The sequence below is a fragment of the Pseudomonas sp. NPDC089406 genome (assembly GCF_044900265.1).
Lineage (GTDB): Bacteria > Pseudomonadota > Gammaproteobacteria > Pseudomonadales > Pseudomonadaceae > Aquipseudomonas > Aquipseudomonas fakonensis.
The window spans coordinates 21764-47151 of the sequence record NZ_JBJDNC010000039.1 but is presented as its reverse complement, the minus strand read 5'-3'; the positions used below and the strand labels follow the sequence as shown (position 1 = coordinate 47151).

The 25388-nt window shown below is 65.7% G+C and carries 22 protein-coding genes; 5 read left to right on the top strand and 17 right to left on the bottom strand.

Annotated elements, in window-relative coordinates:
* Nucleotides 1–2 precede the first annotated feature (2 nt).
* The 5 genes from ACI2KK_RS23225 to ACI2KK_RS23205 all read right to left on the bottom strand — a co-directional run bounded on the left by ACI2KK_RS23225 (nt 3) and on the right by ACI2KK_RS23205 (nt 4419).
* Nucleotides 3–776, bottom strand: a complete 774-nt coding sequence (locus ACI2KK_RS23225) for a hypothetical protein (RefSeq protein ID WP_404670782.1) — start codon at nt 774–776, stop codon at nt 3–5.
* Entirely contained in the window at nt 773–1603 is an 831-nt protein-coding gene (locus ACI2KK_RS23220; protein WP_404670781.1) for a DUF4123 domain-containing protein, read from the bottom strand. The genes ACI2KK_RS23225 and ACI2KK_RS23220 overlap by 4 nt, the downstream gene beginning before the upstream one ends.
* Complete coding sequence (gene tssI / locus ACI2KK_RS23215) at nt 1600–3645, bottom strand: type VI secretion system tip protein TssI/VgrG (RefSeq protein ID WP_404670780.1); 2046 nt, start codon at nt 3643–3645, stop codon at nt 1600–1602. The genes ACI2KK_RS23220 and tssI overlap by 4 nt, the downstream gene beginning before the upstream one ends.
* A 235-nt stretch (nt 3646–3880) precedes the next feature.
* Entirely contained in the window at nt 3881–4300 is a 420-nt protein-coding gene (locus ACI2KK_RS23210) for a DUF2628 domain-containing protein (RefSeq protein WP_404670779.1), read from the bottom strand.
* The gene (locus tag ACI2KK_RS23205; RefSeq protein WP_404670778.1) at nt 4294–4419 is read right to left on the bottom strand and encodes a hypothetical protein; all 126 of its coding nucleotides are present in this window, start codon (nt 4417–4419) and stop codon (nt 4294–4296) included. The genes ACI2KK_RS23210 and ACI2KK_RS23205 overlap by 7 nt, the downstream gene beginning before the upstream one ends.
* Nucleotides 4420–4615: 196 nt before the next feature.
* On the opposite strand from ACI2KK_RS23205, the gene ACI2KK_RS23200 reads away from it, so the two are divergent.
* Genes ACI2KK_RS23200 through ACI2KK_RS23190 form a run of 3 tightly spaced genes read left to right on the top strand, consistent with a single transcriptional unit; the run spans nt 4616 to nt 10085 of the window.
* A complete protein-coding gene (locus ACI2KK_RS23200; protein WP_404670777.1) occupies nt 4616–5854 on the top strand; it encodes an exonuclease SbcCD subunit D C-terminal domain-containing protein in 1239 nt (412 codons plus the stop codon).
* Nucleotides 5851–9495: an AAA family ATPase gene (locus tag ACI2KK_RS23195; RefSeq protein ID WP_404670776.1), complete on the top strand. Its 3645-nt coding sequence runs from the start codon at nt 5851–5853 to the stop codon at nt 9493–9495. Before ACI2KK_RS23200 ends, ACI2KK_RS23195 begins: the two co-directional genes overlap by 4 nt.
* A complete protein-coding gene (locus tag ACI2KK_RS23190; protein WP_404670775.1) occupies nt 9492–10085 on the top strand; it encodes a glutathione S-transferase in 594 nt (197 codons plus the stop codon). Before ACI2KK_RS23195 ends, ACI2KK_RS23190 begins: the two co-directional genes overlap by 4 nt.
* A 173-nt stretch (nt 10086–10258) precedes the next feature.
* On the opposite strand, the gene ACI2KK_RS23185 is transcribed toward ACI2KK_RS23190, so the two are convergent.
* The 11 genes from ACI2KK_RS23185 to ACI2KK_RS23135 all read right to left on the bottom strand — a co-directional run bounded on the left by ACI2KK_RS23185 (nt 10259) and on the right by ACI2KK_RS23135 (nt 22546).
* Complete coding sequence (locus ACI2KK_RS23185) at nt 10259–10435, bottom strand: hypothetical protein (RefSeq protein WP_369990489.1); 177 nt, start codon at nt 10433–10435, stop codon at nt 10259–10261.
* 367 nt (nt 10436–10802) lie between these two features.
* A complete protein-coding gene (locus tag ACI2KK_RS23180) occupies nt 10803–11930 on the bottom strand; it encodes a lactonase family protein (RefSeq protein WP_404670774.1) in 1128 nt (375 codons plus the stop codon).
* Nucleotides 11896–12183: a DUF5629 family protein gene (locus tag ACI2KK_RS23175; protein ID WP_404670773.1), complete on the bottom strand. Its 288-nt coding sequence runs from the start codon at nt 12181–12183 to the stop codon at nt 11896–11898. The genes ACI2KK_RS23180 and ACI2KK_RS23175 overlap by 35 nt, the downstream gene beginning before the upstream one ends.
* Before the next feature lie 179 nt (nt 12184–12362).
* Nucleotides 12363–14756, bottom strand: coding sequence for an RND family transporter (locus tag ACI2KK_RS23170; RefSeq protein WP_404670772.1), 2394 nt, complete (start codon nt 14754–14756; stop codon nt 12363–12365).
* The gene (locus tag ACI2KK_RS23165) at nt 14753–15769 is read right to left on the bottom strand and encodes a WD40/YVTN/BNR-like repeat-containing protein (protein WP_404670771.1); all 1017 of its coding nucleotides are present in this window, start codon (nt 15767–15769) and stop codon (nt 14753–14755) included. The genes ACI2KK_RS23170 and ACI2KK_RS23165 overlap by 4 nt, the downstream gene beginning before the upstream one ends.
* Nucleotides 15770–16041: 272 nt before the next feature.
* A complete protein-coding gene (pepN, locus tag ACI2KK_RS23160; RefSeq protein WP_404670770.1) occupies nt 16042–18699 on the bottom strand; it encodes an aminopeptidase N in 2658 nt (885 codons plus the stop codon).
* Between the two features lie 12 nt (nt 18700–18711).
* On the bottom strand, nt 18712–19542 hold the full coding sequence (locus tag ACI2KK_RS23155) for a DUF2797 domain-containing protein (RefSeq protein WP_404670769.1): 831 nt from the start codon (nt 19540–19542) through the stop codon (nt 18712–18714).
* The gene (locus ACI2KK_RS23150; protein WP_217842485.1) at nt 19539–19799 is read right to left on the bottom strand and encodes a YeaC family protein; all 261 of its coding nucleotides are present in this window, start codon (nt 19797–19799) and stop codon (nt 19539–19541) included. Before ACI2KK_RS23150 ends, ACI2KK_RS23155 begins: the two co-directional genes overlap by 4 nt.
* Nucleotides 19800–19812: 13 nt before the next feature.
* Nucleotides 19813–20688 (bottom strand): rhomboid family intramembrane serine protease, encoded by an 876-nt coding sequence (locus ACI2KK_RS23145; RefSeq protein WP_404670768.1) that lies wholly within the window; start codon nt 20686–20688, stop codon nt 19813–19815.
* The gene (locus ACI2KK_RS23140) at nt 20685–21656 is read right to left on the bottom strand and encodes a metallophosphoesterase (RefSeq protein WP_404670767.1); all 972 of its coding nucleotides are present in this window, start codon (nt 21654–21656) and stop codon (nt 20685–20687) included. The genes ACI2KK_RS23145 and ACI2KK_RS23140 overlap by 4 nt, the downstream gene beginning before the upstream one ends.
* Nucleotides 21656–22546 (bottom strand): NAD(+) kinase, encoded by an 891-nt coding sequence (locus ACI2KK_RS23135; RefSeq protein WP_217842482.1) that lies wholly within the window; start codon nt 22544–22546, stop codon nt 21656–21658. Before ACI2KK_RS23135 ends, ACI2KK_RS23140 begins: the two co-directional genes overlap by 1 nt.
* A gap of 44 nt (nt 22547–22590) precedes the next feature.
* On the opposite strand from ACI2KK_RS23135, the gene ACI2KK_RS23130 reads away from it, so the two are divergent.
* On the top strand, nt 22591–23565 hold the full coding sequence (locus ACI2KK_RS23130) for a DUF1853 family protein (protein WP_404670766.1): 975 nt from the start codon (nt 22591–22593) through the stop codon (nt 23563–23565).
* Between the two features lie 343 nt (nt 23566–23908).
* Nucleotides 23909–24454, top strand: a complete 546-nt coding sequence (locus tag ACI2KK_RS23125) for a cytochrome b (RefSeq protein ID WP_217888358.1) — start codon at nt 23909–23911, stop codon at nt 24452–24454.
* On the opposite strand, the gene ACI2KK_RS23120 is transcribed toward ACI2KK_RS23125, so the two are convergent.
* The gene (locus tag ACI2KK_RS23120; protein ID WP_404670765.1) at nt 24445–25338 is read right to left on the bottom strand and encodes a 1-aminocyclopropane-1-carboxylate deaminase/D-cysteine desulfhydrase; all 894 of its coding nucleotides are present in this window, start codon (nt 25336–25338) and stop codon (nt 24445–24447) included. The two genes, ACI2KK_RS23125 and ACI2KK_RS23120, sit on opposite strands and share 10 nt — an antisense overlap.
* Between the last annotated feature and the right edge of the window lie 50 nt (nt 25339–25388).

Genomic DNA, 25388 nt, shown 5'->3' with positions numbered 1-25388 from the left:
TCCTACTCCTTGCAACCTGGGTAAATAGTACACACTTGGTGATCTACACCTAGGAATTCACTAAAGCTAGTCTGATCACCCCTGCAAAAACCATAGCCATCTTCCATCCCTTCGCCTAAACAGCGTTTCCAACCACCAGCAACCTTTACCCATGTATCTTTCACATAAGGGCGATCTTCTTCGTTCAGCCGTATATTCATTCTTATTGTTTTACCCGGCAATTGTTCAACCAGATACGCACCAAACACCAACCCTTTCCCTTTCTCACCACGCTCATTGTCTTTCTTGCATTCTATTAACTTTGTCAGCACACGTTTAGGCCCAATCGTCCTGAAGAGCCACTGACATTCCCCATAAATTACATTCTCGCCATTCCGGTCAAACGTTCGCTTATGTTTCTCATCCAACTCATAGTAAACGCCCACATTAGCTTCGCGATAACTGAAGTCCAGACGCTGCTTGCCATATTTAGCGAATATATGAATCTCAATATGCCGCAACACCATCTGACAGCCTTTGATCACCGTTCGAATTTCAATTTCAACTGATGGACTGTAATCCGTCTGCCAGTCCCGATTGATCTCCGGCATCGTCCGCCGCCAATCAGTTACCGCACATTCAGTACCTGGCTCCGGCACATAATTCATCCCGGCCCAATAGGCAAACCCCGGCGGCATCTCTGCCACGAACGTGAAGGTATTGGGCTCGCGCTGGGTGCACCCCAATTGCAACAAGGCACCGATACCCACAACACCGCACAGCCACTTGTTTTTCATACCGAACTCCCTGTCAGGCTCAATTGGAACTCCCGTTTCACCCGTTCGAAGTGCAAGTGCGATGACTCGCCGGGCTGCGCTGCCCATTCCCCGCCCAACTTGAACTCGGGCGCGTACAGGCTGTGGAGCAACAACAGCTCGAACCGTTGCGGCGCCAGCCAATCCCAGGCGCGGGCTTGCTCCAGCACCGCGCTCAGCCAGGCATCGGGCTCCCGCTGTGCGGCGAGCAGCAGGTAGCGGTCGTAGTGATGGCGGCACAGGTAACGGTCGGCATTGGCCAGCAGCGTTGTGCCCTCATCCGGTGCGGGCACGTGCAGCCACGCGGGGTCGACGGGCACCGGGTAATCGCCGGGGGCGGGGTTGTCGGTGACGGCCCAGGCCTCGCCCTGCCAGTAGCACAGGCTGATGCTCGGGCCGAGGTAGGCCGGCAGCTCGGCAGCGCTGAGCGCGGCGATGGCACGGGCCAGCACGCGGTTGTCATGCAGGCGGTACAGCACCGGGCCGACCATCAGGCGCTGGCGCCAATGCTCGAGCCAGGCGGGCCAACTGCCGGGGGCCAGGCTGGCCAGCCAGCCCCAGTGGCGCTGCGGGGCGCCGAGGTCGTCTTGCAGCAAGCGCATTTCGCTGGCATCCACCAGCAGGCACAGGGGGCCGTGCGCGGCCAGTTGTGCAGCGGGGGTGACGTCGTACAGCGCGCACCAGCGTTCGCTGGGTAACGCGCCCATCATCGCGCGCCGGGCCTGGGCGTCTTCGTCCAGCATCACCACGATGGCATGCCCGCGGGCACGCTGGCTGGCCATCCATTGCCACGGGTCGAATGCCGTCATGGCCGGCCTCCTTCGGCTGGGCACAGCCCCTCGGCGCAGGCCTGGCACAGTGGGCAGAAGCTCTGGTCGGCGGCCTTGCTGGCGCGCAACAGGGCCAGCATCATCGGTGCCAGCGGCAAGGCTGCCGGTGCAGGCGCTTGCGCCTCGCCCCCAGGCAGCAGGGGCATGGCCTGCATGTCCGCAGCGGGCGCACCGCCCAGCTGGATCGGGCTGCTGCTGAAGATGCCACCGGCGTTGACCACCAGGTATTCGCCGCCTACCCGCAAGGTGATGCTGGCGCCGCCCTGCACCAACACCTCGCCATCGGCCGACACCTGTACCCGCTGCCCGGCGTGCTGCAGCAGCACCGTGCCGACACGGGTGTGGCTGCCCTGCTCTACCGTCAGGTGGTCGCTGGCACGCAGCAGCACCTTGCGCGCCCCGCCTACGGTGCGCAGGTCCTCGGCCTCCACCGTGAGCTGGTGGTCGCCTTTGACCAGCCTGTGGTGGTGGCGGCCGACATGCAGGCGGCTGTCCCGCTCCACCCGCTGTTCGAGGTTGCGCTGGGCCCGCAGGTACAAAAGCTCCTGGCCGGCGCGGTCGTCCATGGACAGTTCGTTGTAGCCACCGCTGCCACCCAGGCTGCGGCTGCGCAGCACGCTGCGCGCCTTGTACTCGGGCAAGGCGTAGGGCGGCATGTTCAGGCTGTCGGGCAGGCAGCCGGTGATCACCGGCTGGTCGGGGTCGTCGTCGAGAAAACTCACCAGCACCGCCATACCCACACGCGGCAGGGTCAACAGGCCGTGTTCGGCACCCGCCCAACCCGACGCCACGCGCAACCAGCAACTGCTGTGCTCGTTGCCAGTGCCCTCGCGGTCCCAATGAAACTGCACCTTCACCCGGCCGAAAGCATCGCAGTACACCTCCTCACCTTCGGGGCCGGTCACCCGTGCGGCCTGGCTGCCCGGCACACGCGGCTTGAAGTGGGTCAGTTCAGGGCGGAAGATCACATCCCACGGGATGGCGCCGAAGGTATTGCCGTACTGGTCACCGTCGCCGCCGTTGGCCTGCTCTTCCAGCACCTGCGGCTGGCGGCCCCAGTGCTTCACGCGGGTCACCAGCCACTGCTGGTTCCAGGCCCGCTGCGGGTGATCGCCCAGGGTCAACAACTGCCCGCTGAGCAGCCCCGGCTCGTCGCTTTCGCCCTCGGCCTGGTAGTGGTCGCTGCGCCAGCGCTCCAGGGTACGCTGCGCCAGCGAACGGCCGCGGGCCTGGTCGAGGGTCTGCAGCAGGTTGCCGGGGTAGGTGTAGTGCTCCAGCAGGTCGGCACCCTCGCCGCTCGAGCGGCGGTAGGCGACTTCGGCGCTGGCCTTGCGAAAGTCATGGTCGCGCAACTCGACCCGGCTGACAGCCGTGCACAGCCTGGCACCGAACGCGCTGATCACCGGGCCGTCGGCGTGCATGCCATTGGCCGGTACGAACGCCAGCGGCCGGGCCAGGGCCGGGAAGTGCATCTGATGGTCGCTGAACACCACCCGGTGGCCATCGCGGGCGTGCTCGAAGCGGTAATGGATGCCCACCTCCTGGCACAGGCGCTCGATGAACACCAGGTCGGTCTCGCCGTACTGCACGCAGTAGTCGCGCAGCGGGTAGGGTTGCTCGAGGCGAAATTCCCAGGCCGGGGCCAGGATGCCGTGCTCGTCGAGCAACTGGCCGACGATCTGCGCCACGCTGCGCTGCTGGAAGATCCGCAGGTTGCTGCGCAGGGCCAGGCGGTGCAGTTGCGGGGCCAGGGTGAGGTGGTAGTGGGTCAGGCGCCGGCCAACCTTGCCCTGGCGCACCTCGGCGAGCACGCCATGTACGCCGTGGCTGTCGAAGGCCAGGTAGGCTGGCTGGCCGAGCAGGCGCTGCAGCGGCAGGTCGGGCTGTTCGCTGACCAGTTCGATGGTGAAGTGATAAAGCTGGCTGATGCCTTCGCTACCGCTGAAGGCCAGCACCTGGGCATCGACGGGCAAGGCCTCGGCGTGCAGGTGAATGCGCCGTTGCGCAGGGGAGTTGAACATCCGTTGTCCTCGTCAGGCGTGGCAAAGGCCGAACCTAACAAAGGCAACCGAAGTGCTGTTGTAAGACGTTTCTGAGCAGGCGGAAGCCTGCTTCCTACATAAAGGTCAGTGCTTTTACGCCGTGTAGGAACCGGCTTGCCGGCAATGAGGCCGGGCCCGCAAACATGGGCCCGGCCTGTGCATCTGGGCTGACGGCCTTATCGCCGGCAAGCCGGCCCCACAAGTACAGTGGTGCTTACTTCTCGAACGGGTTCCAGCCCTGGCGGCCCTTCACTTCCTTGAGGTAGTAGGCGTAGTTGGCGGTCATGCCCCACAGCACGCACAAGGCGACGTTGACACCGGTGTCGATCGCCCGTGGCAGCGCATGGCCGGTGAAACCCTCGTAGAAGCCCAGCACCACACCCACCAGGATGGCGATGCCCAGCAGCGACAGGTTTTTCTTCCACAGGCCCAGCACGAACAGGTAGATCGGGCCGAAGAAGAACGCGATGAAGTTCAGGTTGATCAGAATGCGCTTGCCGGCCGGCAAGGCCTTGAACGCGGCTTTGAAAGCCGGGCTGAAAGGGTCGCCGTTCTTTTCGAAGAACGCGAAGCGCTCCTGCCATTTCGGCTTGTAACCGCTCAGGTCAACCTTGCTCAGGGAAACATCTACCATTTTCGTTCCTTCAGGTGGTTCTCGATAAAGCCGCGCTTGGCGCGCACATCCCTGGCGCCGCAGGCATTGACGAAGGCACGCTCATCCATCGCCCACACACCGGCCTCGGGCCATTGCATCCGGGGCGGCGTGGGCGGGAGACGGGTTGGGCGTGCGCTTCATGGAACATCCTTGTTTCCAAATATTTAATCACTTGGGCCAAGCGCGAACAAGCCAACCGCTGTACAGCCCATGCGCGCCCCTGGTTGGGTTACCATACGCGCCCTTGCGAGCCCCCATTCAAGCCACGCCCGACTCGACATCAACAGGTCACCCATGCGTCTGTTTCACACCTCCGACTGGCACCTGGGCCAGAGCCTGCACGGCCAGGAACGCGACTTCGAACACGCCTGCTTCTTCGACTGGCTGCTCGGCCAGCTGCGCCTGCGCCAGCCCGATGCGCTGCTGATTGCCGGCGACATCTTCGACACCGTCAACCCGCCGGTCAAAGCCCAGGAGCGCCTGTACGACTTCATCGTCCAGGCCCACGAGCAACAGCCCAAGCTGGATATCGTGATGATCGCCGGCAACCACGACTCCGGCTCGCGCATCGAGCTGCCGGCGCCGCTGATGCGCCGCCTGCGCACCCATGCCCTGGGCCGCGTGCACTGGCTCGACGAAGGCCAGCTGGATGCCGAGCGTTTGCTGATACCGCTGACCAATGCCCGCGGCAAGGTCGAGGCCTGGTGCCTGGCCCTGCCTTTTTTACGCCCGGCAGAGGTGACCGGCCCGGCGCTGGGGGACGACTATCTGCAAGGCATCACCCAGGTGCACCAGCAACTGATCGAGGCGGCGCTGAAAAAGCGCAAGAAGGACCAGGCGCTGGTTGCCATCAGCCACGCCCATATGGCCGGCGGCAGCATCAGTGAAGACTCCGAACGCAGCCTGATCATCGGCAATGCCGAGGCGCTGCCGGCGCGGCTGTTCGACAAGGCCATCGGCTATGTCGCCCTGGGTCATTTGCACAAGCCGCAGAAGGTCAACCGCGAGGAGCGCATCCGCTACAGCGGCGCACCGATCCCGCTGTCGTTCGCCGAAATCAACTACCCGCACCAGGTGCTGGAGGTGGAGCTGGAGGGCAGCCAGCTGGTCAGCGTCGAGCCACGCCTGGTGCCGCGCGCGGTGGCGCTGCGCCGGGTCGGGCCGGCGCCGCTGGCCGAATTGCTCGTACAGCTTGCCGACCTGCCGGTGATCGACCTGCTCGAAGACCCCAACCGCCAGCCCTGGCTGGAGGTGCGCGTGCTGCTGGATGAACCCCAGCCAGACCTGCGCCAGCAAATCGAAACCGCGTTGCAGGGCAAGGCTGTGCGCCTGGTGCGCATCAGCGCCGAATACGCCGGCAGCCGCCGTGAAGAAGACGACGAACAAGCCTTTGTCGAACTCGCCCAGATGACCCCGCAGGACCTGTTCGGCCGCGCCTGGCAACAGGCCTACGGCAGCGCCGCCGACGAGCAGGCCCTGGCCGATTTCGCCGAGCTGCTGCAAGACGTGCTGCAGGAAGAGGAACAGCCATGAAAATTCTCGCCATCCGCCTGAAGAACCTGGCATCCCTGGCCGGCCCCATCGATATCGACTTCACCGCCGAGCCCCTGGCCAGCGCCGGCCTGTTCGCCATCACCGGGCCTACAGGCGCCGGCAAGAGCACCCTGCTCGACGCCCTGTGCCTGGCGCTGTTCGGCAGCGTGCCGCGGCTCAACGACATCGCCCGGGAAGCCAAGGTGCCCGACGCCGATGGCGAAATCCCCACCTCCGACCCGCGCAACCTGCTGCGCCGCGGCACCGGCAGCGGTTTTGCCGAGGTGGACTTCGTCGGCATCGACGGGCGCCGCTACCGCGCCCGCTGGGAGGCCAACCGCGCCCGCGAAAAAGCCAACGGCAAGCTGCAGCACAGCCGCCAGAGCTTCTACGACCTGGACAGCGAGCAACTGCTGGCCAGCGGCAAGAACGACTACAAGCAACTGGTCGAGGCGCGCCTGGGGCTGAACTTCGAGCAGTTCACCCGCGCGGTGATGCTAGCCCAGAGCGAGTTCGGCGCCTTCCTCAAGGCCGACGACAAAGAACGCAGCGAGCTTTTGGAAAAGCTCACCAACACGGCCATTTACACCCGCCTCGGCCAGCGCGCCTTCAGCAAGGCCCGGGAAACCGGCGAGGCGCACAACGACCTGAAGAAACAGGCCGAGCACCTGCTGCCCCTGGCCGACGAAGCCCGCGCCGAGCTGGACCAACAGCTGGAGCAGGCGCAGCAGCAGTTCAAGGCCGATCAGGCGCGCCAGCGCCAGCTGGAGCAGCAGCGCACCTGGCTGAACGAGCAACGCCAGTTGCAGGCCCAGCACGGCGAAGCCAGCCAAACCCTGCAAGCCGCCGAACAGCAGTGGCAGCAACTGGGCGAGCAGCGTGTCGACCTGCAACGCCTGGAACGCCTGGCGCCGCAGCGCCACCAGTTCCATCGCCAGCAGCAATTGGCCGCGCAACTGGCGCCGCTGCTCGATGAGATCACCCAGCAGCAAACTCAGCAGGATGCCCTGCAAACCAGCACCGCCGAACAGGAGCAGGCACTGGGCGCCGCACGTGGGCTGTTGGCCGACAGCCAACGCCAGCACAGCGAAAACGCACCGCACCTGCGCCAGGCGTTCGCCGCCCAGGGCGACCTGGCGCGGCTGGACAACGAGCAGACAGAACTGCGCAAAGCCTGCCAGCAGGCCGAACAGCAGGTCAGCGAAGGCCAGCAGCAGTTGCAACAGCTGCAAGACAACCAGCAACGCAGCCTGCAACAGCTTGCCCAGATCGACAGCGCCCTGGCCGAGAGCAGCCACCTGGCCAGCCTGGCCGATGCCTGGCAGGCCTACCTGCCGCAGCTCAAGCAAGTGATGCTGATTGGCGGGCGCCTGGCCAAGGGCCGCGAAGAGCTGCCCGGGCTGCAAGCCCAGGCCAGCCAGGCCACTGCCCAGCTGCAGGGGCAACGCGACAGCTTCGAGTTGCTGTTCCGCGAAGCCGGCGCCGAACCCGGCGCCCTGGCCGAACAGATCGACCTGCTGGGCGGCATGCTGCAGGACAACCGCAAGCAACAGCGGGCGGTGGAGGAGCTGGCACGCCTGCACGGCCGCGAACTGGAACTGCGCCAAGGCCTCGACAGCCTGCGCGAGCGTCAGCAGCAGGCCATGCAGCAGCGCCAGCAACTGATCACCGAAGGCACCGCGGCCAAGGCCGAACTGCAAGCCGCCGAGCAGGCCCTGACCCTAACCCGCCAGTTGCTCGAACGCCAGCGCCTGGCACGCAACACCAGCGTTGAAGAACTGCGCGCCCAACTGCGCGATGGCGAACCCTGCCCGGTGTGCGGCAGCGCCGAGCACCCGTTCCACCAGCCCGAAGCGCTGCTGCACAGCCTCGGCCGGCATGACCAGGCCGAAGAAGACGCCGCGCAAAAGCAGGTGGAGCAGCTCAACACCAGCCTGGTGGAGCTGCGCACCCAGCTGGGCGTGGTCAATGCCCAGCTCAAGGACTACCAGCAGCAACAGGCCCAGCTGGGCGAGCAGTTGCAGGCGCAGACCGCGCAGGTGCAGGGCCACGCCCTGTGGCCAGCCCTCGCCCCTCAGGACGATCAGGCCCGCAGCCGTTGGCTCGACGGCCAGCTACGGCGCCTGGGCGAAGAGATCGAGCGCGACGAGAAGCGCCAGGCCGCCCTGCTCGGCCTGCAAAAGGACGCCGCACGCCTGACCCAGCAGTTGCAGGCTGCCAGCGATGCCCAGCAGCAGGCCCAGCGCCACCTCGACCAGCAGCATCAGGCACTGGCGGCTGACCAGCAGCAACTGGAACAGGGCCTGAACGACCTGGCCAGCGTGCTACCCGGGGAGATCCTCCAGGCCCTGCGCGACGACCCGGCCAACGCCTTCCTCGGCCTGGACCAGCAGATCGCCCAGCGCCGCCAGCAGCTCGACCAGCGCCAGGATGAGCAGCAAGAACAGCAAGCCCGCCAGGTGCAGCTGGACAAGCTGCACGACCAACAGCAGGCGCGCCAGCAAGCCTTGCAGCAGGTGCAGCAAAAACTCGCCACGCTGGATGCGCAGCACCAGCAGGTGGCTGCCAGCCTCGCCGAACTGCTCGGCGAGCAGGCCAGCGCCGAGGCCTGGCAACAGCATATGGACACCCAGCTGGAACAGGCCCGTCAGCGCGAGGCTGACACGGCGCAGCAGTTGCAGGCGATGCACACCCAGGGCGTGCAACTGGCCGGCGAGCTGAAAGCCAACCACCAGCGCCAGCAGGCACTGGAGCAGGAACACCAACAGCTGCAAGGCACTATCGCCCAGTGGCGCGCGGAGCACCCCGAGCTGGATGACAGCGGCCTCGATCGCCTGCTGGCCATCGACGACGCCCAGGTGGGCGAGCTGCGCCAGCAGTTGCAGCACGCTGAAAAAGCCGTCGAGCAAGGCCGGGTGCTGCTGCAGGAACGCGAACAGCGCCTGCAACAGCACAGTGCCCAGGCCCACGGCGAGCTGCCGGCTGAAGAACTGGAGCAAAGCCTCGAAACCCTGGCGCAACAACTGGCCGCCCAGGAGCACCAGTGCGCCGAGCTGCGCGCCCGCCAGGCCGAAGACCAGCGCCGCCAGCACGCCAGCCAGGCCCTGGCCGAGCAGATCGACCAGGCCTACCGCCAGTGGCAGCGCTGGGCGCGGTTGAACGCATTGATCGGCTCGGCCTCAGGCGATGTGTTCCGCAAGATCGCCCAGGGCTACAACCTCGACCTGCTGCTGCACCACGCCAACAGCCAACTGCGCCAACTGGCCAAACGCTACCGCCTCAAGCGCGGCGGCAGTGCCCTGGGCCTGCTGGTGCTGGATACCGAGATGGGCGATGAAATGCGTTCGGTACACTCGCTGTCCGGCGGCGAGACCTTCCTGGTGTCGCTGGCCCTGGCCCTGGGCCTGGCATCGATGGCCTCCAGCACCCTGCGCATCGAGTCGCTGTTCATCGACGAGGGCTTCGGCAGCCTCGACCCCGAGTCGCTGCAACTGGCCATGGACGCCCTCGACGGCCTGCAGGCCCAGGGCCGCAAAGTGGCAGTGATCTCCCACGTGCAGGAGATGCACGAGCGTATCCCGGTGCAGATCCAGGTGCGCCGCCAGGGCAACGGCCTGAGCGACGTGGAGGTGTGTGGGTGATTCTCTACTCGTTCCGCCGCTGCCCGTGGGCCATGCGTGCGCGCCTGGCGCTGCGCTATGCCGGCTGCGCGGTGCAGGTGGTGGAGGTACACATGAAGCAAAAGCCCGCCGAGCTGCTGGCACTGTCGCCCAAGGGCACGGTGCCGGTGCTCGACACCGGTGACGGGGTGCTGGAGGAAAGCCTGGACATCATGCGCTGGGCCCTGGCCCGGCACGACCCGCAGGACTGGCGCCTGGCGGCCGACCCGACTGCGGCCGAGCAGGCCGAGGCGCTGATTGCGCACAACGACAGCACCTTCAAAGCGCAGGTGAACCTGTACAAGTACGCCGAGCGTTACCCCGAGCATTCGCGGGAGTATTACCGCAGCCAGGCCGAAGCCTGGCTGGCGCGACTGGAGGGCCTGCTCGAAGGCAAGCGCTACCTGCTGGCCGACCACCCGAGCCTGGCCGATGCCGCCTTGCTGCCCTTGATGCGCCAGTTTGCCGGGGTCGAACCTCAATGGTTCGCCGAGGCGGCTTATCCACGGTTGCGGAGCTGGCTGGAAGGCTGGCTGGAATCGGCCTTGTTCAAGGCAGTCATGGCCAAGTGATCAGCCCTGTGGGGCCGAAGCAGGTTGAAATCAGATCGCCAGAATCGGCGCGGACATCAGCAACAGCACTACCGCCGTGATACGCCACATCATGCTCTGCCCCTTGGAGAGTCAAAAATACAGCGTCAAATTAAAACACATGGCGTTGTGCTATTACCAACTCCTTTACCCTTTCAGTGCGAGTGCTTGCTCAGCGCGGCGTGAAAGTGCGCGCTCTGTTGCAGGTATTTTTCGGTGTAGCTGTGGGTGGTAGGTACCTTGCCGGCTTGGTCGGCCTGAGCATGGGCCGGCAGCACGACGGAGGCGGAAATGGCGGAAGCGGCGATGACCGGGAACAGGTTGAAATTCATGATGGCGGACCTCGGTTTCGGTGGTTGACGTTGGCCCGTCGGGGCCTTGAGTCAAAACTTACGCCGATGCGGCCGCTGGCTGAAATTCATTGCAGCAGTAGCGGATATCACCCAGATCGATAGTGGCGTTCACCGCCCCTGCAGGAGCCGGCTTGCCGGCTCTCATAGAACTACACATAACTCATTGATTTAGCGGGGACCTGTGGGAACGGGCTTGTCGGGGTGCCGAACCACCGCGAAGCAGGCGACGCGGTGTCTGGCACCGGCTTCGCCGGTGTTCGCGGGCAAGCCCGCTCCCACAGGGTCCGCAGCGGGCTCGTGCCCAGTTCTCTGCGCGACAGCGCAGCCCGAAGGGCTGGGTGATCTCCTACAGAAACTTGAGGTCCGACGGTGCCGGCTGGTCGAACGTCTGTATCACCTCACCAAGGGTGCCCTTGCGCGGGTCGCGCTTGAACACCACGATCCGGTCGCTCTTCTGGTTGGCCACCAGCAGGAAGTTACCCGTCGGGTCCAGGGCGAACTCGCGGGGGTGATCGCCTTCCACCGAGCGGCGCTGCAGCAAGGTGAGCTGGCCGTCCTCCTTGCCCACCGCGTACACCACCATCTGGTTGGCAGTGCCGCGGTTGCTCACATACAGAAAGCGCCCATCAGCCGACAGGTGCAAACCGCCGCCGGCCTTGGCGGCAATATCCTTGCTCTCGGTCAGCGGCAGGCGCTGGCGCTCGCTCAGGGCGCCGTCCTGCACATCGAACACCACCACTTCGGCGCTCATCTCAAGGGTGAGGTAGGCATGCCGGCCCTTGGCGTCGAACAGCAGGTGGCGCGGGCCGCTGCCGGGCGGCAACGTTACCGAAGGTGGAATGGCTGGGCTCAGCGGGCGTTCCGGGCTGGCGCCGTCGTAGCGGTAGATGAACACCTTGTCCGCCCCCAGGTCGCAGGCATACAGATGCTGGCCGTCCGGCGAGAGCACCAGCGAATGCACATGAGCGCCGGCTTGGCGCTCGGGGTTGACCTTGCTCGGCGCGTGCCGCGCCTGTTGCACCACGGGCTTGAGCTTGCCGTCCTTCATCACCGGGATCACCACCAGGCTACCGCCAGGCTCGGGGGCGACGGCGTAGTTGGCGACGAACAGGTAACGCTGGTCGTGGCTGAGGCTGGCGTGGGTCGGCTCATCGCCCTGGCTTGGCACCTGGTTCAGCGGGGTGATCTGGCCCTTGGCGTCCACGGTGAAGCTGCTCACGTGGCCCTGGGGCGTTTCGTTGACCGCGAACAGTTGGCGCTGGTCGGCCGACAGCACCAGCCACGACGGGCTGACGCTCTTGACCACCTGTTGCGGCGTGCTGGCGATATGGCCGTTGCGGGTGTCGAAGTCGTAACGGTAGATGCCCTGGCTGGCGCCATCGGTATAGCTGCCCACCAGCAACACGGCGGCGTGGGTATCGAGTACGAGGGTCATCAGGCTAGCGGTCAGCAGGCTCGTCCATTTGCGGTTCATCGTCTTCTTCGTCCGGGGCGCGGAAAGCACTCATACAGACTAGACGATGCTCGCCTGCTTCAGAGGCCAGCTGCCAGTCATCGCCGGCACCGGTGGCGGCGGCGACCTGCTCGGGGGTGAAGGCCCAGCGGCGCAGCTGGCGACCGTCCATGCATTCGATGGTGAGGCCAGTGTCGTCGAAGGTGAAGTCGAAGGCGTGCAGGCCGTCGATCAGGAGCATGTCGCAGGCTGCGAGGGCGGTGGCGAGGGTCATGGGTTTGTCCGAAAAAATGGGTCGGGCATTATAACCAATGGGGCCGCTCTGCGGCCCTTCGCGGGCAAGCCCGCTCCCACAGGTACGGCGCTGGGCTCAAAGCCTGCGCCTCACCTGTAGGAGCGGGCTTGCCCGCGAAGGGCTGCAAAGCAGCCCCAATGCACCCTTGAATGGCCCCCTCAATGGGCGAAGATCGACCCGCCCTGCTTGCCCGCCATCTTTTCCGGCTTGATCAGGAAGCGCGCCAGCGCCGGCAGCAGCCACAGCGCGCCGAACATGTTCCACAGCAGCATGAAGGTCAGCATCAGGCCCATGTCGGCCTGGAACTTGATGGCCGAGAAGATCCAGGTGCACACGCCGATGGCCAGGCACAGACCGGTGAACAGCACCGCCTTGCCGGTGGAGCGCAGGGTCTCGTAGTAGGCCTCCTGCAGTGGCAGGCCGGCACGCAGGAAGCTTTCCAGGCGGCTGTAGATGTAGATGCCGTAGTCCACGCCAATGCCCACGCCCAGCGCGACGACCGGCAGGGTGGCCACCTTCACGCCGATGCCCATGAACGCCATCAGCGCGTTGCCCAGCACCGAGGTGAGCACCAGCGGCAGCACGATGCACAGGGTGGCGGCGAAGGAGCGGAAGGTGATCATGCACATCACCGCCACGCACAGGTACACAAGGATGAGAATGGTCAGCTCGGCCGACTTGATCACCTCGTTGGTGGCCGCCTCGATGCCGGCATTACCGGCTGCCAGCAGGAACTGCAGGCCGTCCTTGTTGTGGCTGTCGGCGAAGGCCTTGGCCGCAGCGGTCACCCGCTCAAGGGTTTCGGCCTTGTGGTCGTTGAGGAACACCAGCACCGGCGCCAGCGAGCAATCGGCGTTGTACAGGCCGTCGGCCCGGGCGATGGAGTTGTTGAGGATGTCCGGGTTGCGCGACAGCGTCTCCCACTTCAGGCTGCCCTCGTTCATGCCCTTGATGACCTGCTTGGAGACGGTCACCAAGGAGATGGTCGACTGCACCCCGGGGGTGTTGTCCATCGCCCACATCAGCTCGTCGATCGGCGCCATGGTGGCGTGCACCGAGCACTGCTCGGCCGGGGTCTTGACCATGATCACCAGCACGTCGGAACTGGTGGAATAGTTGCTGATGATGAAGCTGTTGTCCTGGTTGTAGCGTGAGTCCGGGCGCAGCTCCGGGGCGCCCTGGTCGAGGTCGCCGATCTTCAGGTTCTGGCTGTACCACAGGCCGCCGGCGAAGGCCACCAACGCCAGGGCAATGGACACCGGCGCCACCTTGGGGCTGGCGAAGTTGGCCAACAGGCGCCAGAACGGGTGCTCGCAGGTGGCGTCCTTCTTGCTGCGGGCGATGGCCTTCTGGCTGATGCCCACGTAGCTGATGGCCACCGGCAGCAGGATCAGGTTGGTGAACACGATCACCGCCACGCCGATGGAGGCGCCGATGGCCAGCTCGCGGATCACCCCGATGTCGATGATCAGCAGGGTGATGAAGCCCACCGCATCGGCCAGGATGGCGATCATCCCCGGCAGGAACAGCTGGCGGAAGGTGCGCCGGGCGGCGGTCAGGGCGTTGTCGGCGTCACTGGACTGCAGGGCGATGCCGTTGATCTTCTGCACGCCGTGGGAAATACCGATGGCGAAAATCAGGAATGGTACCAGCATCGAGTACGGGTCCAGGCCAAAACCCACGGCATGCATCAGGCCCAGCTGCCAGACCACCGCCACCAGGGTGGTGATGAGCACGGCGATGGTGCTGCGGATGCACCAGGTGAACCAGTACAGCAGCGCCCAGGTGATCACCAGCGCCACGCCGAAGAACATCGCCACCATCACCAGGCCGTCGATCAGGTCGCCGACCTTCTTGGCGAAGCCGACGATGTGGATCTTCACGTCGGGGTTCTGCGCCTGGAACTTGTCGCGGATCTTCTCTTCCAGCTGGTGGGAGAACTGCTGGTAGTCGAGCTTGACCTGGCGCCCCGGGTCCTGCGGGTCGGGGTAGCTTTCCTGCAGCGGGATGTCGACGATGCTGGACTTGAAGTTGTTGGCCACCAGGCGCCCCACCTGGCCGGACTTGAGCACGTTGTCACGCAGGGTGTCGAGGCTGTCCTGCGAGCCGTTGTAGGTGTTGGGGATCACCTCGCCACCGGAAAAGCCCTCTTCGGTGACCTCGCTCCAGCGCACGCTGGGGCTCCACAGCGACTTGAGGCCGGCCCGGTCGACACCGGGGATGTAGAACACCTCGTCGTGGATCTGGCGCAGGGTCTCCATGTAGTCCTTGTCGAAGATGTCCCCCTTGGTCGATTCCACCGATATGCGCACGGTGTTGCCCAGGTTGGCCAGGTCGTTGCGGTGCTCCATCATCTGCTCGATGAACGGGTGTTGCAGCGGGATCATCTTTTCGAAGCTGGTGGAGGGGCGGATCTGCGTGGCCTGCCAGAACAGGAAAATACTCACCAGCACGCAGATGGCGATGACCACCGGGCGGTTGTTGAAGATCAGCCGTTCCAGCAGGGTGGCCTTGTCCTTGTGCTGCATGTCGAAGCTCTCCCGGCTGGTCATGGGCGTGCCTCCTCTGCGCCGTTGGCGGTGGCCAGGTGTACCCCACCCTGCCCCACCAGCAGCAGGCCGCCACCGGCCAGGCCGCTGACGCCGGCCAGGGCGATGCGGTCGCTGCGGTTGTGCACGCTGAAGCTCTGCCCGTCGTCGGTGCTGCGCAGCACGCTGCCGCCGTTGCCCACCAGCACCAGGCTGCCATCTTCGAGAAGCGTAGCGCTTGCCAGGCCGAATTCGAGGGGGCCGCGTTCGGCCTTGAGCTCGATGGCTTGCCAGGTGTCGCCGAAATCGGTGCTGCGCAACAGGTTGCCGCGCAGGCCGTAGGCCAGCAGGGTGTGTGGCTGGGCGGTGCCGATCACGCCGAACAGCGAGCCCTCGTAGGGGCCCTGCACCTTGCTCCAGGTCTGGCCGTCGTCGCTGGAGCGGAACATGCCGCCCTGCTCGCCGACGATGAACAGGCCGGCGTCCTTCACCTGAGTGATGGCGTTGAGGTGCAGCTGGTCGGGGTTGTCCAGGCGCTCGGCGACGTCCTGCCAGTGCTGGCCGCCGTCGCTGGTTTCAAGCAGTGCGCCGTAGGCGCCCACGGCGAAACCGCGCTGGGCGTCGAGCATGCGCACGTCAAGCAACGGCGCTTCGCGCTCGAGGTCTTCGAACTGCTTGCTCCAGGTGGCGCCGCCATCGCTGCTGGCGAGAATCTGCGCGTCGTGGCCGACGGCCCAGCCGCGCTTGTCGTCGAGGAAGAACACCGCAGTGAGCAGTTGCCGGGTGGGCACCCGGGCCTGGGTCCAGGTCTTGCCCTGGTCGTCAGAGAACAAGATGTGGCCGCGATCACCGACCACCACCAGGCGTTTGCCGGCATGGGTGGCGCCGATCAGCAGGCTCTGCGCGGCCTTGGCCGACTCCACCGAGTACTGCTCGGCGGCCACCGCCGCTTCCACATCGCTGGCGCCGATGCCCAGCACCAGCGCCAGCATTGCGCCGGTCGCCAGCCTGCGGCGTGGCTTGAACCGCTCTCTCATGACTGCCCCCTGTTGTGTTCTTGTCGCGGGTCAATCTATTGCCAGGTGCTGTGAAAACCCTGTTCCAGAGCCCTGGAATAGCTTTTGGCCATGCTATCGGGATTGTCCGACAGAAAACAACGAGCGGGACGTTATGTTTTGTTAACCGCGAAAATGACTGGGGCCGCTGCGCGCCCCTTCACGGGTAAACCCGCTCCCACAGAAATTACATAAACCCTGTGGGAGCGGGTTTACCCGCGAAGGGGCGCGTAGCGGCCCCGGTTTTTCCAGGCTTACGCCAGGCTCTTGCTCACCACCTCATACACATCGCTGGACAGCGCACCGGACGCACGAATGCGCTCCAGCTCGCCCTTCATCAGCACCTGGCGCGCGTCGTCGTACTTGCGCCAGCGGGTCAGCGGCGCCAGCTGGCGCGAAGCGATCTGCGGGTTGAGGGCGTTGAGCTCGATCACCAGATCCGCCAGGAAGCGGTAGCCCGAACCGTCGGCGGCGTGGAAGTTGACCAGGTTCTGCCCGGCAAAAGCGCCAACCAGCGCACGTACCTTGTTCGGGTTCTTCAGGGTGAACGCCGGGTGCTGCATCAGCGCCTTGACCCGCGCCAGCCCGCCCGGCAGCGCGCTTGCCGCCTGCACGCTGAACCACTGGTCCATGACCAGCGGGTTGTCCTTGAAGTGCTCGGCAAAGGCTTCGAGGGCCTTGGCCCGCTCGGCCTCGAACGGCGAGTTGACCAGCACCGCCAGGGCGGTGAGGCGCTCGGTCATGTTGTCGCAGTGCTCGAACTGCTCCAGGGTCGCCTGCAGCACCTGCGGCTTGCCCGACAGCATCAGGTACGACAGCGCGATGTTCTGCAGGCTGCGGCGGGCGAAGTGCTCGGCAGAAGCAACATAAGCGGTTTTGCGCGACACCTCGCGGTTGGCCTGGTAGCGCGCCCACAGGGCGTCGAACAGCTGCCCGGCGATTTGCTTGCGGGCAAATTCGCGGGCGGCGTGGATGGCATCCACATCGGCCACCTGGCTGATTTCGGTGAGGTAGGCCTCACCGGGCAGCGAGAGCATCTCGGCGACCATGGCCGGGTCCAGCGCCGCATTGCCCAGCACGGTGCCCAGGGCGGTGATCAGGCGTTGGTCGAGCACAAGCGCTTCACCGCGCTGGTGCTGGCCGATCAGTTCCTGCAGCACCTGCACCGCCAGCTGCTGCCCCGCTTCCCAGCGGTTAAAACCGTCGCTGTCGTGCTGCATCAGGAACATCAGCTGGTCACGGTCGTACGGGAAGCTCAGCTTGACCGGCGCGCTGAACCCGCGCAGCAACGACGGCAGCGGCTTGGCCTGGATGCCTTCGAAGGTGAAGGTCTGCTCGGCTTCGGTCACCGACAGCACGCGGCTGGTGCCGCTGGCGGCGCTTTCGCCGGCCAGTTGCAGCGCCAGGTCGTTGCCCTCGGCGTCCAGCAGGCCCAGGGCCACCGGGATCACGAACGGCAGCTTGGCTTGCTTGTCCGGGGTCTGCGGGCAGCTCTGGCGGAAGGTCAGGCTGTAACGCTTCGCGCCCGCGTCATACTGCTCGCTGACCTCCAGGCGCGGGGTACCGGCCTGGCTGTACCAACGCTTGAACTGGGTCAGGTCGACGCCATTGGCGTCTTCCATCGCCTTGATGAAATCGTCGGTGGTCACCGCCTGGCCATCGTGGCGTTCGAAGTACAGGTCGCTGCCCTTGCGGAAGCCTTCTGCGCCCAGCAGGGTGTGGACCATGCCCACCACCTCGGCGCCCTTCTCGTACACGGTCAGGGTGTAGAAGTTGGAAATCTCGATAAAGCTGTCCGGGCGCACCGGGTGGGCCATGGGGCCGGCGTCTTCGGCGAACTGGTGGGTACGCAGGTAGGCGACGTCCTCGATGCGCTTGACCGTGCGCGAGTTCATATCGGCGCTGAACTCGGCGTCGCGGTACACCGTGAAGCCCTCTTTAAGCGACAGCTGGAACCAGTCGCGGCAGGTGACGCGGTTGCCCGACCAGTTGTGGAAGTACTCGTGGGCGACCACACCCTCGACCCGCTGGTGAGCGGCATCGGTGGCGGTTTCGGCGCGGGCCAGCACGCAGCTTGAGTTGAAGATGTTCAGGCCCTTGTTTTCCATGGCGCCCATGTTGAAGTCGTTGACCGCGACGATCATGAAGATGTCCAGGTCGTACTCGCGGCCATAGACTTCTTCGTCCCAGCGCATGGACTTCTTCAGGCTGACCATGGCGTGGTCGCACTTGTCGAGGTTCTCTTCCTCGACATAGATGCGCAAGGTCACGTCGCGGCCGGACTTACGGGTGAACTCGCTTTCGACACACCACAAATCACCGGCCACCAAGGCGAACAGGTAGGCCGGCTTCTTGAACGGGTCTTCCCAGGTGGCCCAGTGGCGGCCATCTTCTGCCGGGCCGCTGCCGACCGGGTTACCGTTGGAGAGCAGCACCGGGTAGCGGTGCTGCTCGGCGATCACCGTGGTGGTGAAGACGCTCATCACATCCGGGCGGTCGAGGTAGTAGGTGATCTTGCGAAAACCCTCGGCCTCGCACTGGGTGCAGAACATCTTGCCCGACTTGTACAGGCCTTCCAGCGCGGTGTTGCTCTCGGGGTGGATCTTCACGCTGGTGTCGAGGGTGAAGCGCTCGGCTTGCGGCTGCACGGTCAGGGTGCTGTCGTCGAACTGGTAGTCACCGGCGGCCAGCGCCTGGTCGTCCAGTTGCACGCTCAGCAGCTCCAGTTGCTGGCCGTCGAGCACCAGCGGCGGCAAGCCGGCGCCGCGCTCGGGGTTGCGGCGCATGACCAGTTGCGCATGGACCAGGCTGTGGTCCTCGAACAGCTCGAAGGTCAGGTGCGTCTCGTCGATCAGGTACTCGGGGGCCTGATAGTCCTTGAGGTAGATCACTTGCGGTTGTTCGGTACGCATGGTGACGATCCTTTACTGGAGCACGGCCAACTGGTAGGCCGTGTACTTGCGAATGTTGATCACGCCGGTGTCGAAAATCAGGTACTGGCCCTTGATGCCCAGCAGCGTGCCCTCCACCACCGGGTTCTTGTCCAGGTTGAAGCTGACGATTTTTTGCGGGTAAGCCTGAACCGGGTAGTTCATCTGCACCACTTCGGCGTCCGGCAGCGGCTGGATGGCCTGCAGCCCGAAGCGCTCCTGCAAGGTGCGAATGCCGTCGGCGCAGGCGTCGAAGATCTGCTCGCGAATGGCCGGCAGGTCCAGCACTTCGGCGTCGCCCTTGAGCAGCGCACGCCAGTTGGTGCGGTCCGGCACCTGGCTGCGCAGTACGTCTTCGAGCAGGCCCGATTGCTGGCGGGTGGCCACGCGCATGATCGGCAGCGCCTGGCTGGCGCCCTGGTCGAGCCAGCGGGTGGGCAGTTGGGTGGCGCGGGTGATGCCGACCTTGATGCCCGACGAGTTGGCCAGGTACACCACGTGGTCGGTCATGCAGAACTGCTCGCCCCACGACGGCTCGCGGCAGGTGCCGGCGTCGTAGTGGCATTTTTCCGGGGCCATGATGCACACGTCGCACTGGGCCAGCTTGGTCATGCACGGGTAGCAGTAACCCTGGCTGAAGCTGGTCTTGGTGCGTTTGCCACAGTGGGTGCAGTGGATGGCGCCGAGGTATTCCAGGCGGATCGACTGGCCGATCAGCGGGTTCACCGGCACCTGGGTGTCGTCCAGGCGAAAACTGTACTGCACGACCGGTGCTTCCAGACGCACCGCCATCTTGCTCAAAGAGCCACGAGCGAGTTCGATCAATGTACCGAGTCCGACTTGAACAGGATGTTGGCGATTGGCGCCGACTTGGAGGCGCATTCCTGCGGGCCCATGTAGCCGGTGCGCTGCTCTTCGGGAAGGTTTTGCATCTCCCAGGCGATCACGGCCTGCAGCGACAGCTCTTTCTGCTCGGTGGTGAGCTTGCGGCCATCGGACCATTTGCCGATTTCCACGGCCGTTTTCAGGCTTTCGTAGATTTCCGGGGTGATGTTTTCGATCATTTGCGCGAATGTGGACATGCTGTCTCCTCAGTCAGGCGGCTAGTTTACGCCGGGCGATCATTCCACCCAATAGGCCCGTCAGGCATCCGATGAGCAGGCCACCCACGTGCGCGGCGTTGGCGATTTCGCCAAAGCCCAGCTTGCCGACCACCCCGCTCAGGCACACCAGCAGCCAGATCAGCATCATCCCCAGCACGCCGCGGGGCAGGCTGAACTGCGGGTTGGGCGCCAGCTTGTGGTACAGCCATACATGCCCGAGCAAGCCGTACAGCACCCCCGACAGCCCGCCGAACAGGCCCGGGCCGCTGGTAAAGTGCTGAGCCAGGTTGGACACCAGGCTGAACAGCAGGGTCAGTGCCAGCAGCATCAGCGGGCCCTGGCGCGACTCGATGCGCCGACCCAGCTCCCAGTACCACATGCCGTTCATGGCCAGGTGCAGCACACCAAAGTGCAGCAGCATTGGCGACACCAGGCGCCACCACTGGCCCTCGGCCAGGCTTTGGGCAAAGCCTGTGAAATACAGGTACTCGCCCTGCACCTGGAACGGCAGGAAGCTGAACCAGGCGATGGTCGCAAGGTTGTCGCCCAGGTTGGTGATACCGGCCACCAACAGGCACAGGAACAACGTGAAGGTAGTGACCTTGGCCGCGCGGGCCTGGTCTTTCAGCGAGGGCCGCGCGGGCGCCAGCGCCGGCAAGTCGGTGTCTGCAAGCTGCAGGTCGGCATTGCCGTCGGGGTAGCGCTGGTAGAGTTCATGCACATCGGCGGCAATCGCCTGCGGCGCCCACAGCACCTGCTCCTCGCCCTCCTCCACCACCCGGTGCGGCACCTGCAGGCGGCGCAGCAAGGCGACGAAGCCGGCCAGGTCGACGGCCAGCGGCAGGCGCAGTACCTCGACCGCGCTCATTGGCTGGCCTGCGGGCGTTCGACATCGACCCAGACGAACTTGTGCGGGTCGATGCGGGTTTCGTCATCCAGGCGGTAGGCGGCCAGCTTGCCGTACAGCACGGCGCTGTAGTCCAGGCACGCCAGGTTGTCGCGGATCGGCGCCGGGCGGCCGCTGCGCCAGTAGTGGCCGACGAACAGCAGCGGCTCGTCCGCCCCGTAACGCAGCAGGGCGTTCTTCTGGCTGTGGCTGAGCGGTGCGCGGGCCACTTCGTCGGGCAGCGCGTCGGGCTGGAAGACGATGTCGCCGTAGGTTTGCGGGTCTTCTTCCCAGAACTTGGTGCGGAAGAACGCCCGGGTCAGGCCGTCGCCACCGGTGAGCGTAAGGCCATCAGGCAGGCGCATGTCGGTGCCGCGCAGCAGACGGTTGCACACCGTGGCGGCGAAGCTGCCGCTGACCGCCGAGGCCTGGACGAAATGCTCGTCGATGCAGCCGTTGGGGTACTGTTGGCGCAGCGGGCCGATCAGTTGCGGGTCCCAGCAGGCGTGCACCAGGCGGAAGCGCCCGGCATCGACGAACAACGGCAGCTCGTAGAACCAGTTGATGAAGTCGTGCCAGTCGCCAGGGTGCTGAGCGAACTGGGTGAGGGTCTCGTCGATCAGCCGGGCATGGCGCGGGGTGTGCTCGCGCACATGGGCCTTGCCGCTACCGGGCAACCCCGGGGTGACCCAGCCGAGGGCGTTGTACTCGTGGTTGCCCATGATGCAGAAGGCCTGACCGGCCTCGACCATGTCGTGGACGATGTGCAGCGCCTCGCGAATGCGCGGGCCGCGATCGACGATGTCGCCGAGAAACAGCGCCTGGCGCCGCGGGTGGCGCCACACCCCGCCGGTGCGCTTGTAACCGAGCGCATCGAGCAGGCGTTCGAGGGTGTGCGCGCAGCCATGCACGTCACCGATGATGTCGAAACTGCGCGCCGGATCGAGCATCAGTCGTCCCTGCCCCCCAGGCGGCTGCCCCAGCCGAGCTTGGTGCGGCAGACCTCGTAGTAATTGTGGTCCAGCGGGTGGATCAGGCGCAGTTTTTGCGGCTTCTTGCTCACCGTGATGGTGTCGCCGGGGGCGCAGGTGAAGTGGTTCTGGCCATCACAGGACACCTGCGGGTAGATCTGCAGGTCGTTGGCCACCACGATTTTCAGCTCGCTGTTGCCGTCCACCACGATTGGCCGGCCCGACAGGGTATGCGGGTACATCGGCACGATGACGATGGCGTCGAGCTTGGGGTGCATGATCGGGCCGCCGGCCGACAGCGCGTAGGCCGTGGAGCCGGTGGGGGTGGCGACGATCAGGCCGTCGGCCTTCTGGCTGCAGACGAACTGGCCGTCGATGTGGATTTCGAATTCGATCATCCGCGTCGACTTGCCCGGGTGCAGCACCACGTCGTTGAGCGCGTCACCCTGGCCGATGGCCTCGTGGTGGCGGCGCACCTCGGCTTGCAGCAGGAAGCGGTTCTCCACCAGGTAGTGGCCGTCGAGCACCTCGGCGACCTTTTCTTCCAGCTCGTCGGGGCGAATGTCGGTGAGAAAGCCCAGGTTGCCGCGGTTGATGCCCAGCACCGGGATGTTGTGCCGGGCCAGGGCGCGGGCGGCGCCCAGCAGGCTGCCGTCGCCACCGACCACGATCACCAGGTCGCAGACCTCGCCCAAAAGCTTGCGGGTGGAGGTTTGCAGGCCGTGGCCGGGCAGCACTTCGGCGATGGTGTCCTCGAGGATCACGTGCAGGTGGCGCTCGAGGAGGAATTTTTTCAGTCGGCGAATGGTGTCGAGCACCTGGGAGCTGCCAAGGCGTCCGATGATACCGATATTGCGAAATTGCTCCATGGTGCTCCTGCAAGGCTCTGCGGCGGGGTGACAATAGCGCGATTATGGGCGAAACGACCGGCCAGCGGCAAACCGGCTATGCTCGCTGGATGACGCTTTTCGCCCACCTCGAGCCCCTGCCCCGCCGCCTGCGCCACCCTGCGGTGCGCGACCTGGCCTGGGTGCTGCTGTCTGCGCCGCTGCTGGGCGACGCCCCGTGCCGCCAGCGCCACCCGCTGGCGGGCAGCGCCTGGGCCGACGAACCTGAGCGCCTGGCCGCCTGGCTGCACGCCCTGGACCGTGACCCCGCGCCCTTGCTGGCGTGGCTCACACGCCTGACCAGCCGGCGCCTGGGCCTGTACTACGAGCACCTGTGGCAGTTCGCCCTGCAGCAGGCCCCGGGCATCGAACTGCTGGCGGCCAACCTGGCGATCCGCGAAGGCGGGCGCACCCTGGGCGAACTGGACATCCTGTTGCGTGACCGTGAAGGCGACCATCACCTGGAACTGGCGATCAAGCTGTACCTGGGCCCCCAGGCAGGCGATGACCAGGACCCCGCGCAGTGGCTGGGCCCCGGCTGCCATGACCGGCTGAGCCTGAAGCTTGCGCACCTGGCCGGGCACCAGTTGCCGATCTCGGCGCAGCCGCACAGCCGCGAAGCCTTGCACAGGCTGGGCGTCGAGCAGGTTCAGGCGCATCTGTGGCTGGGTGGCTACCTGTTCTACCCCTGGCCGGGCCATGCCGAACCACCGGCAGGCGCCCACCCGCGGCACCTGCGCGGGCGTTGGCAGCACCGGCGCGACTGGCCGCTGGGCGCCGAGCACTGGCAGCCGCTGGCCAGGCACAGCTGGCTGGCGCCGGCACGGGTCGAGGCAGGCAGTTGCTGGGCGCCGGGGCAATTCGAGCACTGGTTGCAAGGGCTGGACGAGGTGGCGCCGGCGCAGTTGCTGGTGCGCCTTGAAGAGGATGACGACGGCACCTGGCAGGAGGCCGAGCGGGTGTTTCTGGTGGCCGACAGGTGGCCGCATCTGGGCGGGTGAGCCAGCTCGGCGGGGGTGGCCCTATCGCCGGCAAGCCGGCTCTCATAGAACAAACTACAACTCATTGATTTAGCAGGGGCCTGTGGGAGCGGGCTTGCCCGCGAACACCGGCGAAGCCGGTGCCAGACACCGCGTCGCCTGCTTCGCGGTGGTCCGGCACTCCGGCAAGCCCGCTCCCACAGGTACCGCGGCGGGCTCGTGCCCAGTTCTCTGCGCGACAGCGCAGCCCGAAGGGCTGGGTGATCTCCTACAGGGGAACAACACAATTTTTACAGCCAACCATTACGATGATCGCCAGGCGCCAGCAAGAGCGCCCCAACCGACCTGATGACGAGGACCCACCATGGTTTCATCCACTCCCGCAGCCCACTACGCGCGGCCGTCGATCGTGCTGCACTGGCTGATGCTGGTGCTGCTGGCGGCGGTCTACGCCTGCATCGAACTGCGCGGCCTGTTCCCCAAGGGCAGCGCCGAGCGTGACCTGATGAAAGACCTGCACTTCATGCTTGGCCTGAGCGTGTTCGTGCTGGTGTGGCTGCGCCTGGCCATGCGCCTGTCGCGCCCGACCCCACCGATCATCCCCAAGCCCCCGGCCTGGCAGACGGGCCTGTCGCACCTTGTGCACCTGTTGCTGTACCTGATGATGATCGGCCTGCCCCTGGCTGGCTGGGCAATCCTCAGCGCCGCCGACAAGCCGATCCCGTTCTATGGCCTGGAGCTGCCGGCCATCACATCCCCCGACCCGGACCTTGCCAAGTTCATCAAGGGCTGGCACGAGCGCATCGGCAGCTGGGGGTATTGGCTGATCGGCCTACATGCGGTGGCCGGGCTTTACCACCACTACGTGCGCCGCGATAACACCCTGCTGCGCATGCTGCCCTACAAATAACCGCGCCGCCCCTGCAGGCCGCCGGTGTGCACGAACACCAGGCGGCTGCCGGGGGCGAAACGCCCGGCCTGCACCTGCTCGCGCAGGGCCAGCAGGGCCTTGCCGGTGTACAGCGCCTCCAGCGGCATGCGCGCCTCGCGCTCGCTCTGCGCGATGAACGCCAGCAGTTCGTCGTCGAGGCGGGCGAAGCCGCCACGGCTGGCGTGGTGCAGTTCATAGCCCTGGGTGCCGACCAACCCCGCAAGCGTTTCTGTCACCCCATGGCCTGCCGGCACCGCCAGGGCGCCATGCACCGGGTGCCCGCCCGCCTCTGCCAGCACCAGGCCGGCCAGCGTCGTGCCGGTACCGGCGGCCAGCCACCAGGCGTGGTAATCATCCCAACCCACACTGGCAAGTTGAGCCTGGCATTGCTCGACGATCAGCCCGCAGCCCTGGGCGCCGGCCATGCCGCCACCGCCTTCAGGGATGCAGTGCCAGCCGGGGTACCGGGCCTGCCAGGGTTGCCAGAATTCGGGCAGGTGGCGCTCGCGGTAACCGCCGTAGCCCAGCCAGTGCAGGGTCATGCCCAGGGCTCGCAGGTCGCGCACGGTGGGGGTGTCCTGCTCATGGCCGCGCAGCAGGCCGGCGGTGGCGAAGCCGAAGCGTTTGCCAGCGGCGGCCAGGGCGTGCAGGTGGTTGGAGTGGTTGCCGCCCAGGCTGATCAGGCCCGGGGCCGACGCTTGCCGAGCCTCGATGAGGTGGTGGCGGAGCTTGAACCACTTGTTGCCGCTGATCAGTGGGTCGATCAGGTCCAGGCGCAGGGTCGCGAGCTCGACCCCGGCAGGCTGGAGCCAGGGCAGGTCGAGGCGTTGCAGGGGAGCTTGGGGGAGAGAGAATTCAGGCATGGCGCGAGTTTATCAGTTGCCGGGGCGGGCCCTATCGCCGGCAAGCCGGC

Excerpts from the sequence above, each read along its gene's own strand:
- ACI2KK_RS23210 (WP_404670779.1), bottom strand. The coding sequence starts at position 4,300 with ATGGTAGATGTTTCCCTGAGCAAGGTTGACCTGAGCGGTTACAAGCCG.
- ACI2KK_RS23170 (WP_404670772.1), bottom strand. The coding sequence starts at position 14,756 with ATGACCAGCCGGGAGAGCTTCGACATGCAGCACAAGGACAAGGCCACC.
- ACI2KK_RS23175 (WP_404670773.1), bottom strand. The coding sequence starts at position 12,183 with ATGACCCTCGCCACCGCCCTCGCAGCCTGCGACATGCTCCTGATCGAC.
- ACI2KK_RS23200 (WP_404670777.1), top strand. The coding sequence starts at position 4,616 with ATGCGTCTGTTTCACACCTCCGACTGGCACCTGGGCCAGAGCCTGCAC.
- ACI2KK_RS23130 (WP_404670766.1), top strand. The coding sequence starts at position 22,591 with ATGGGCGAAACGACCGGCCAGCGGCAAACCGGCTATGCTCGCTGGATG.
- ACI2KK_RS23165 (WP_404670771.1), bottom strand. The coding sequence starts at position 15,769 with ATGAGAGAGCGGTTCAAGCCACGCCGCAGGCTGGCGACCGGCGCAATG.
- ACI2KK_RS23150 (WP_217842485.1), bottom strand. The coding sequence starts at position 19,799 with ATGTCCACATTCGCGCAAATGATCGAAAACATCACCCCGGAAATCTAC.
- ACI2KK_RS23145 (WP_404670768.1), bottom strand. The coding sequence starts at position 20,688 with ATGAGCGCGGTCGAGGTACTGCGCCTGCCGCTGGCCGTCGACCTGGCC.
- ACI2KK_RS23225 (WP_404670782.1), bottom strand. The coding sequence starts at position 776 with ATGAAAAACAAGTGGCTGTGCGGTGTTGTGGGTATCGGTGCCTTGTTG.
- ACI2KK_RS23205 (WP_404670778.1), bottom strand. The coding sequence starts at position 4,419 with ATGCAATGGCCCGAGGCCGGTGTGTGGGCGATGGATGAGCGTGCCTTC.
- ACI2KK_RS23120 (WP_404670765.1), bottom strand. The coding sequence starts at position 25,338 with ATGCCTGAATTCTCTCTCCCCCAAGCTCCCCTGCAACGCCTCGACCTG.
- ACI2KK_RS23195 (WP_404670776.1), top strand. The coding sequence starts at position 5,851 with ATGAAAATTCTCGCCATCCGCCTGAAGAACCTGGCATCCCTGGCCGGC.
- ACI2KK_RS23180 (WP_404670774.1), bottom strand. The coding sequence starts at position 11,930 with ATGAACCGCAAATGGACGAGCCTGCTGACCGCTAGCCTGATGACCCTC.
- ACI2KK_RS23220 (WP_404670781.1), bottom strand. The coding sequence starts at position 1,603 with ATGACGGCATTCGACCCGTGGCAATGGATGGCCAGCCAGCGTGCCCGC.
- tssI (WP_404670780.1), bottom strand. The coding sequence starts at position 3,645 with ATGTTCAACTCCCCTGCGCAACGGCGCATTCACCTGCACGCCGAGGCC.
- pepN (WP_404670770.1), bottom strand. The coding sequence starts at position 18,699 with ATGCGTACCGAACAACCGCAAGTGATCTACCTCAAGGACTATCAGGCC.
- ACI2KK_RS23140 (WP_404670767.1), bottom strand. The coding sequence starts at position 21,656 with ATGCTCGATCCGGCGCGCAGTTTCGACATCATCGGTGACGTGCATGGC.
- ACI2KK_RS23185 (WP_369990489.1), bottom strand. The coding sequence starts at position 10,435 with ATGAATTTCAACCTGTTCCCGGTCATCGCCGCTTCCGCCATTTCCGCC.
- ACI2KK_RS23125 (WP_217888358.1), top strand. The coding sequence starts at position 23,909 with ATGGTTTCATCCACTCCCGCAGCCCACTACGCGCGGCCGTCGATCGTG.
- ACI2KK_RS23135 (WP_217842482.1), bottom strand. The coding sequence starts at position 22,546 with ATGGAGCAATTTCGCAATATCGGTATCATCGGACGCCTTGGCAGCTCC.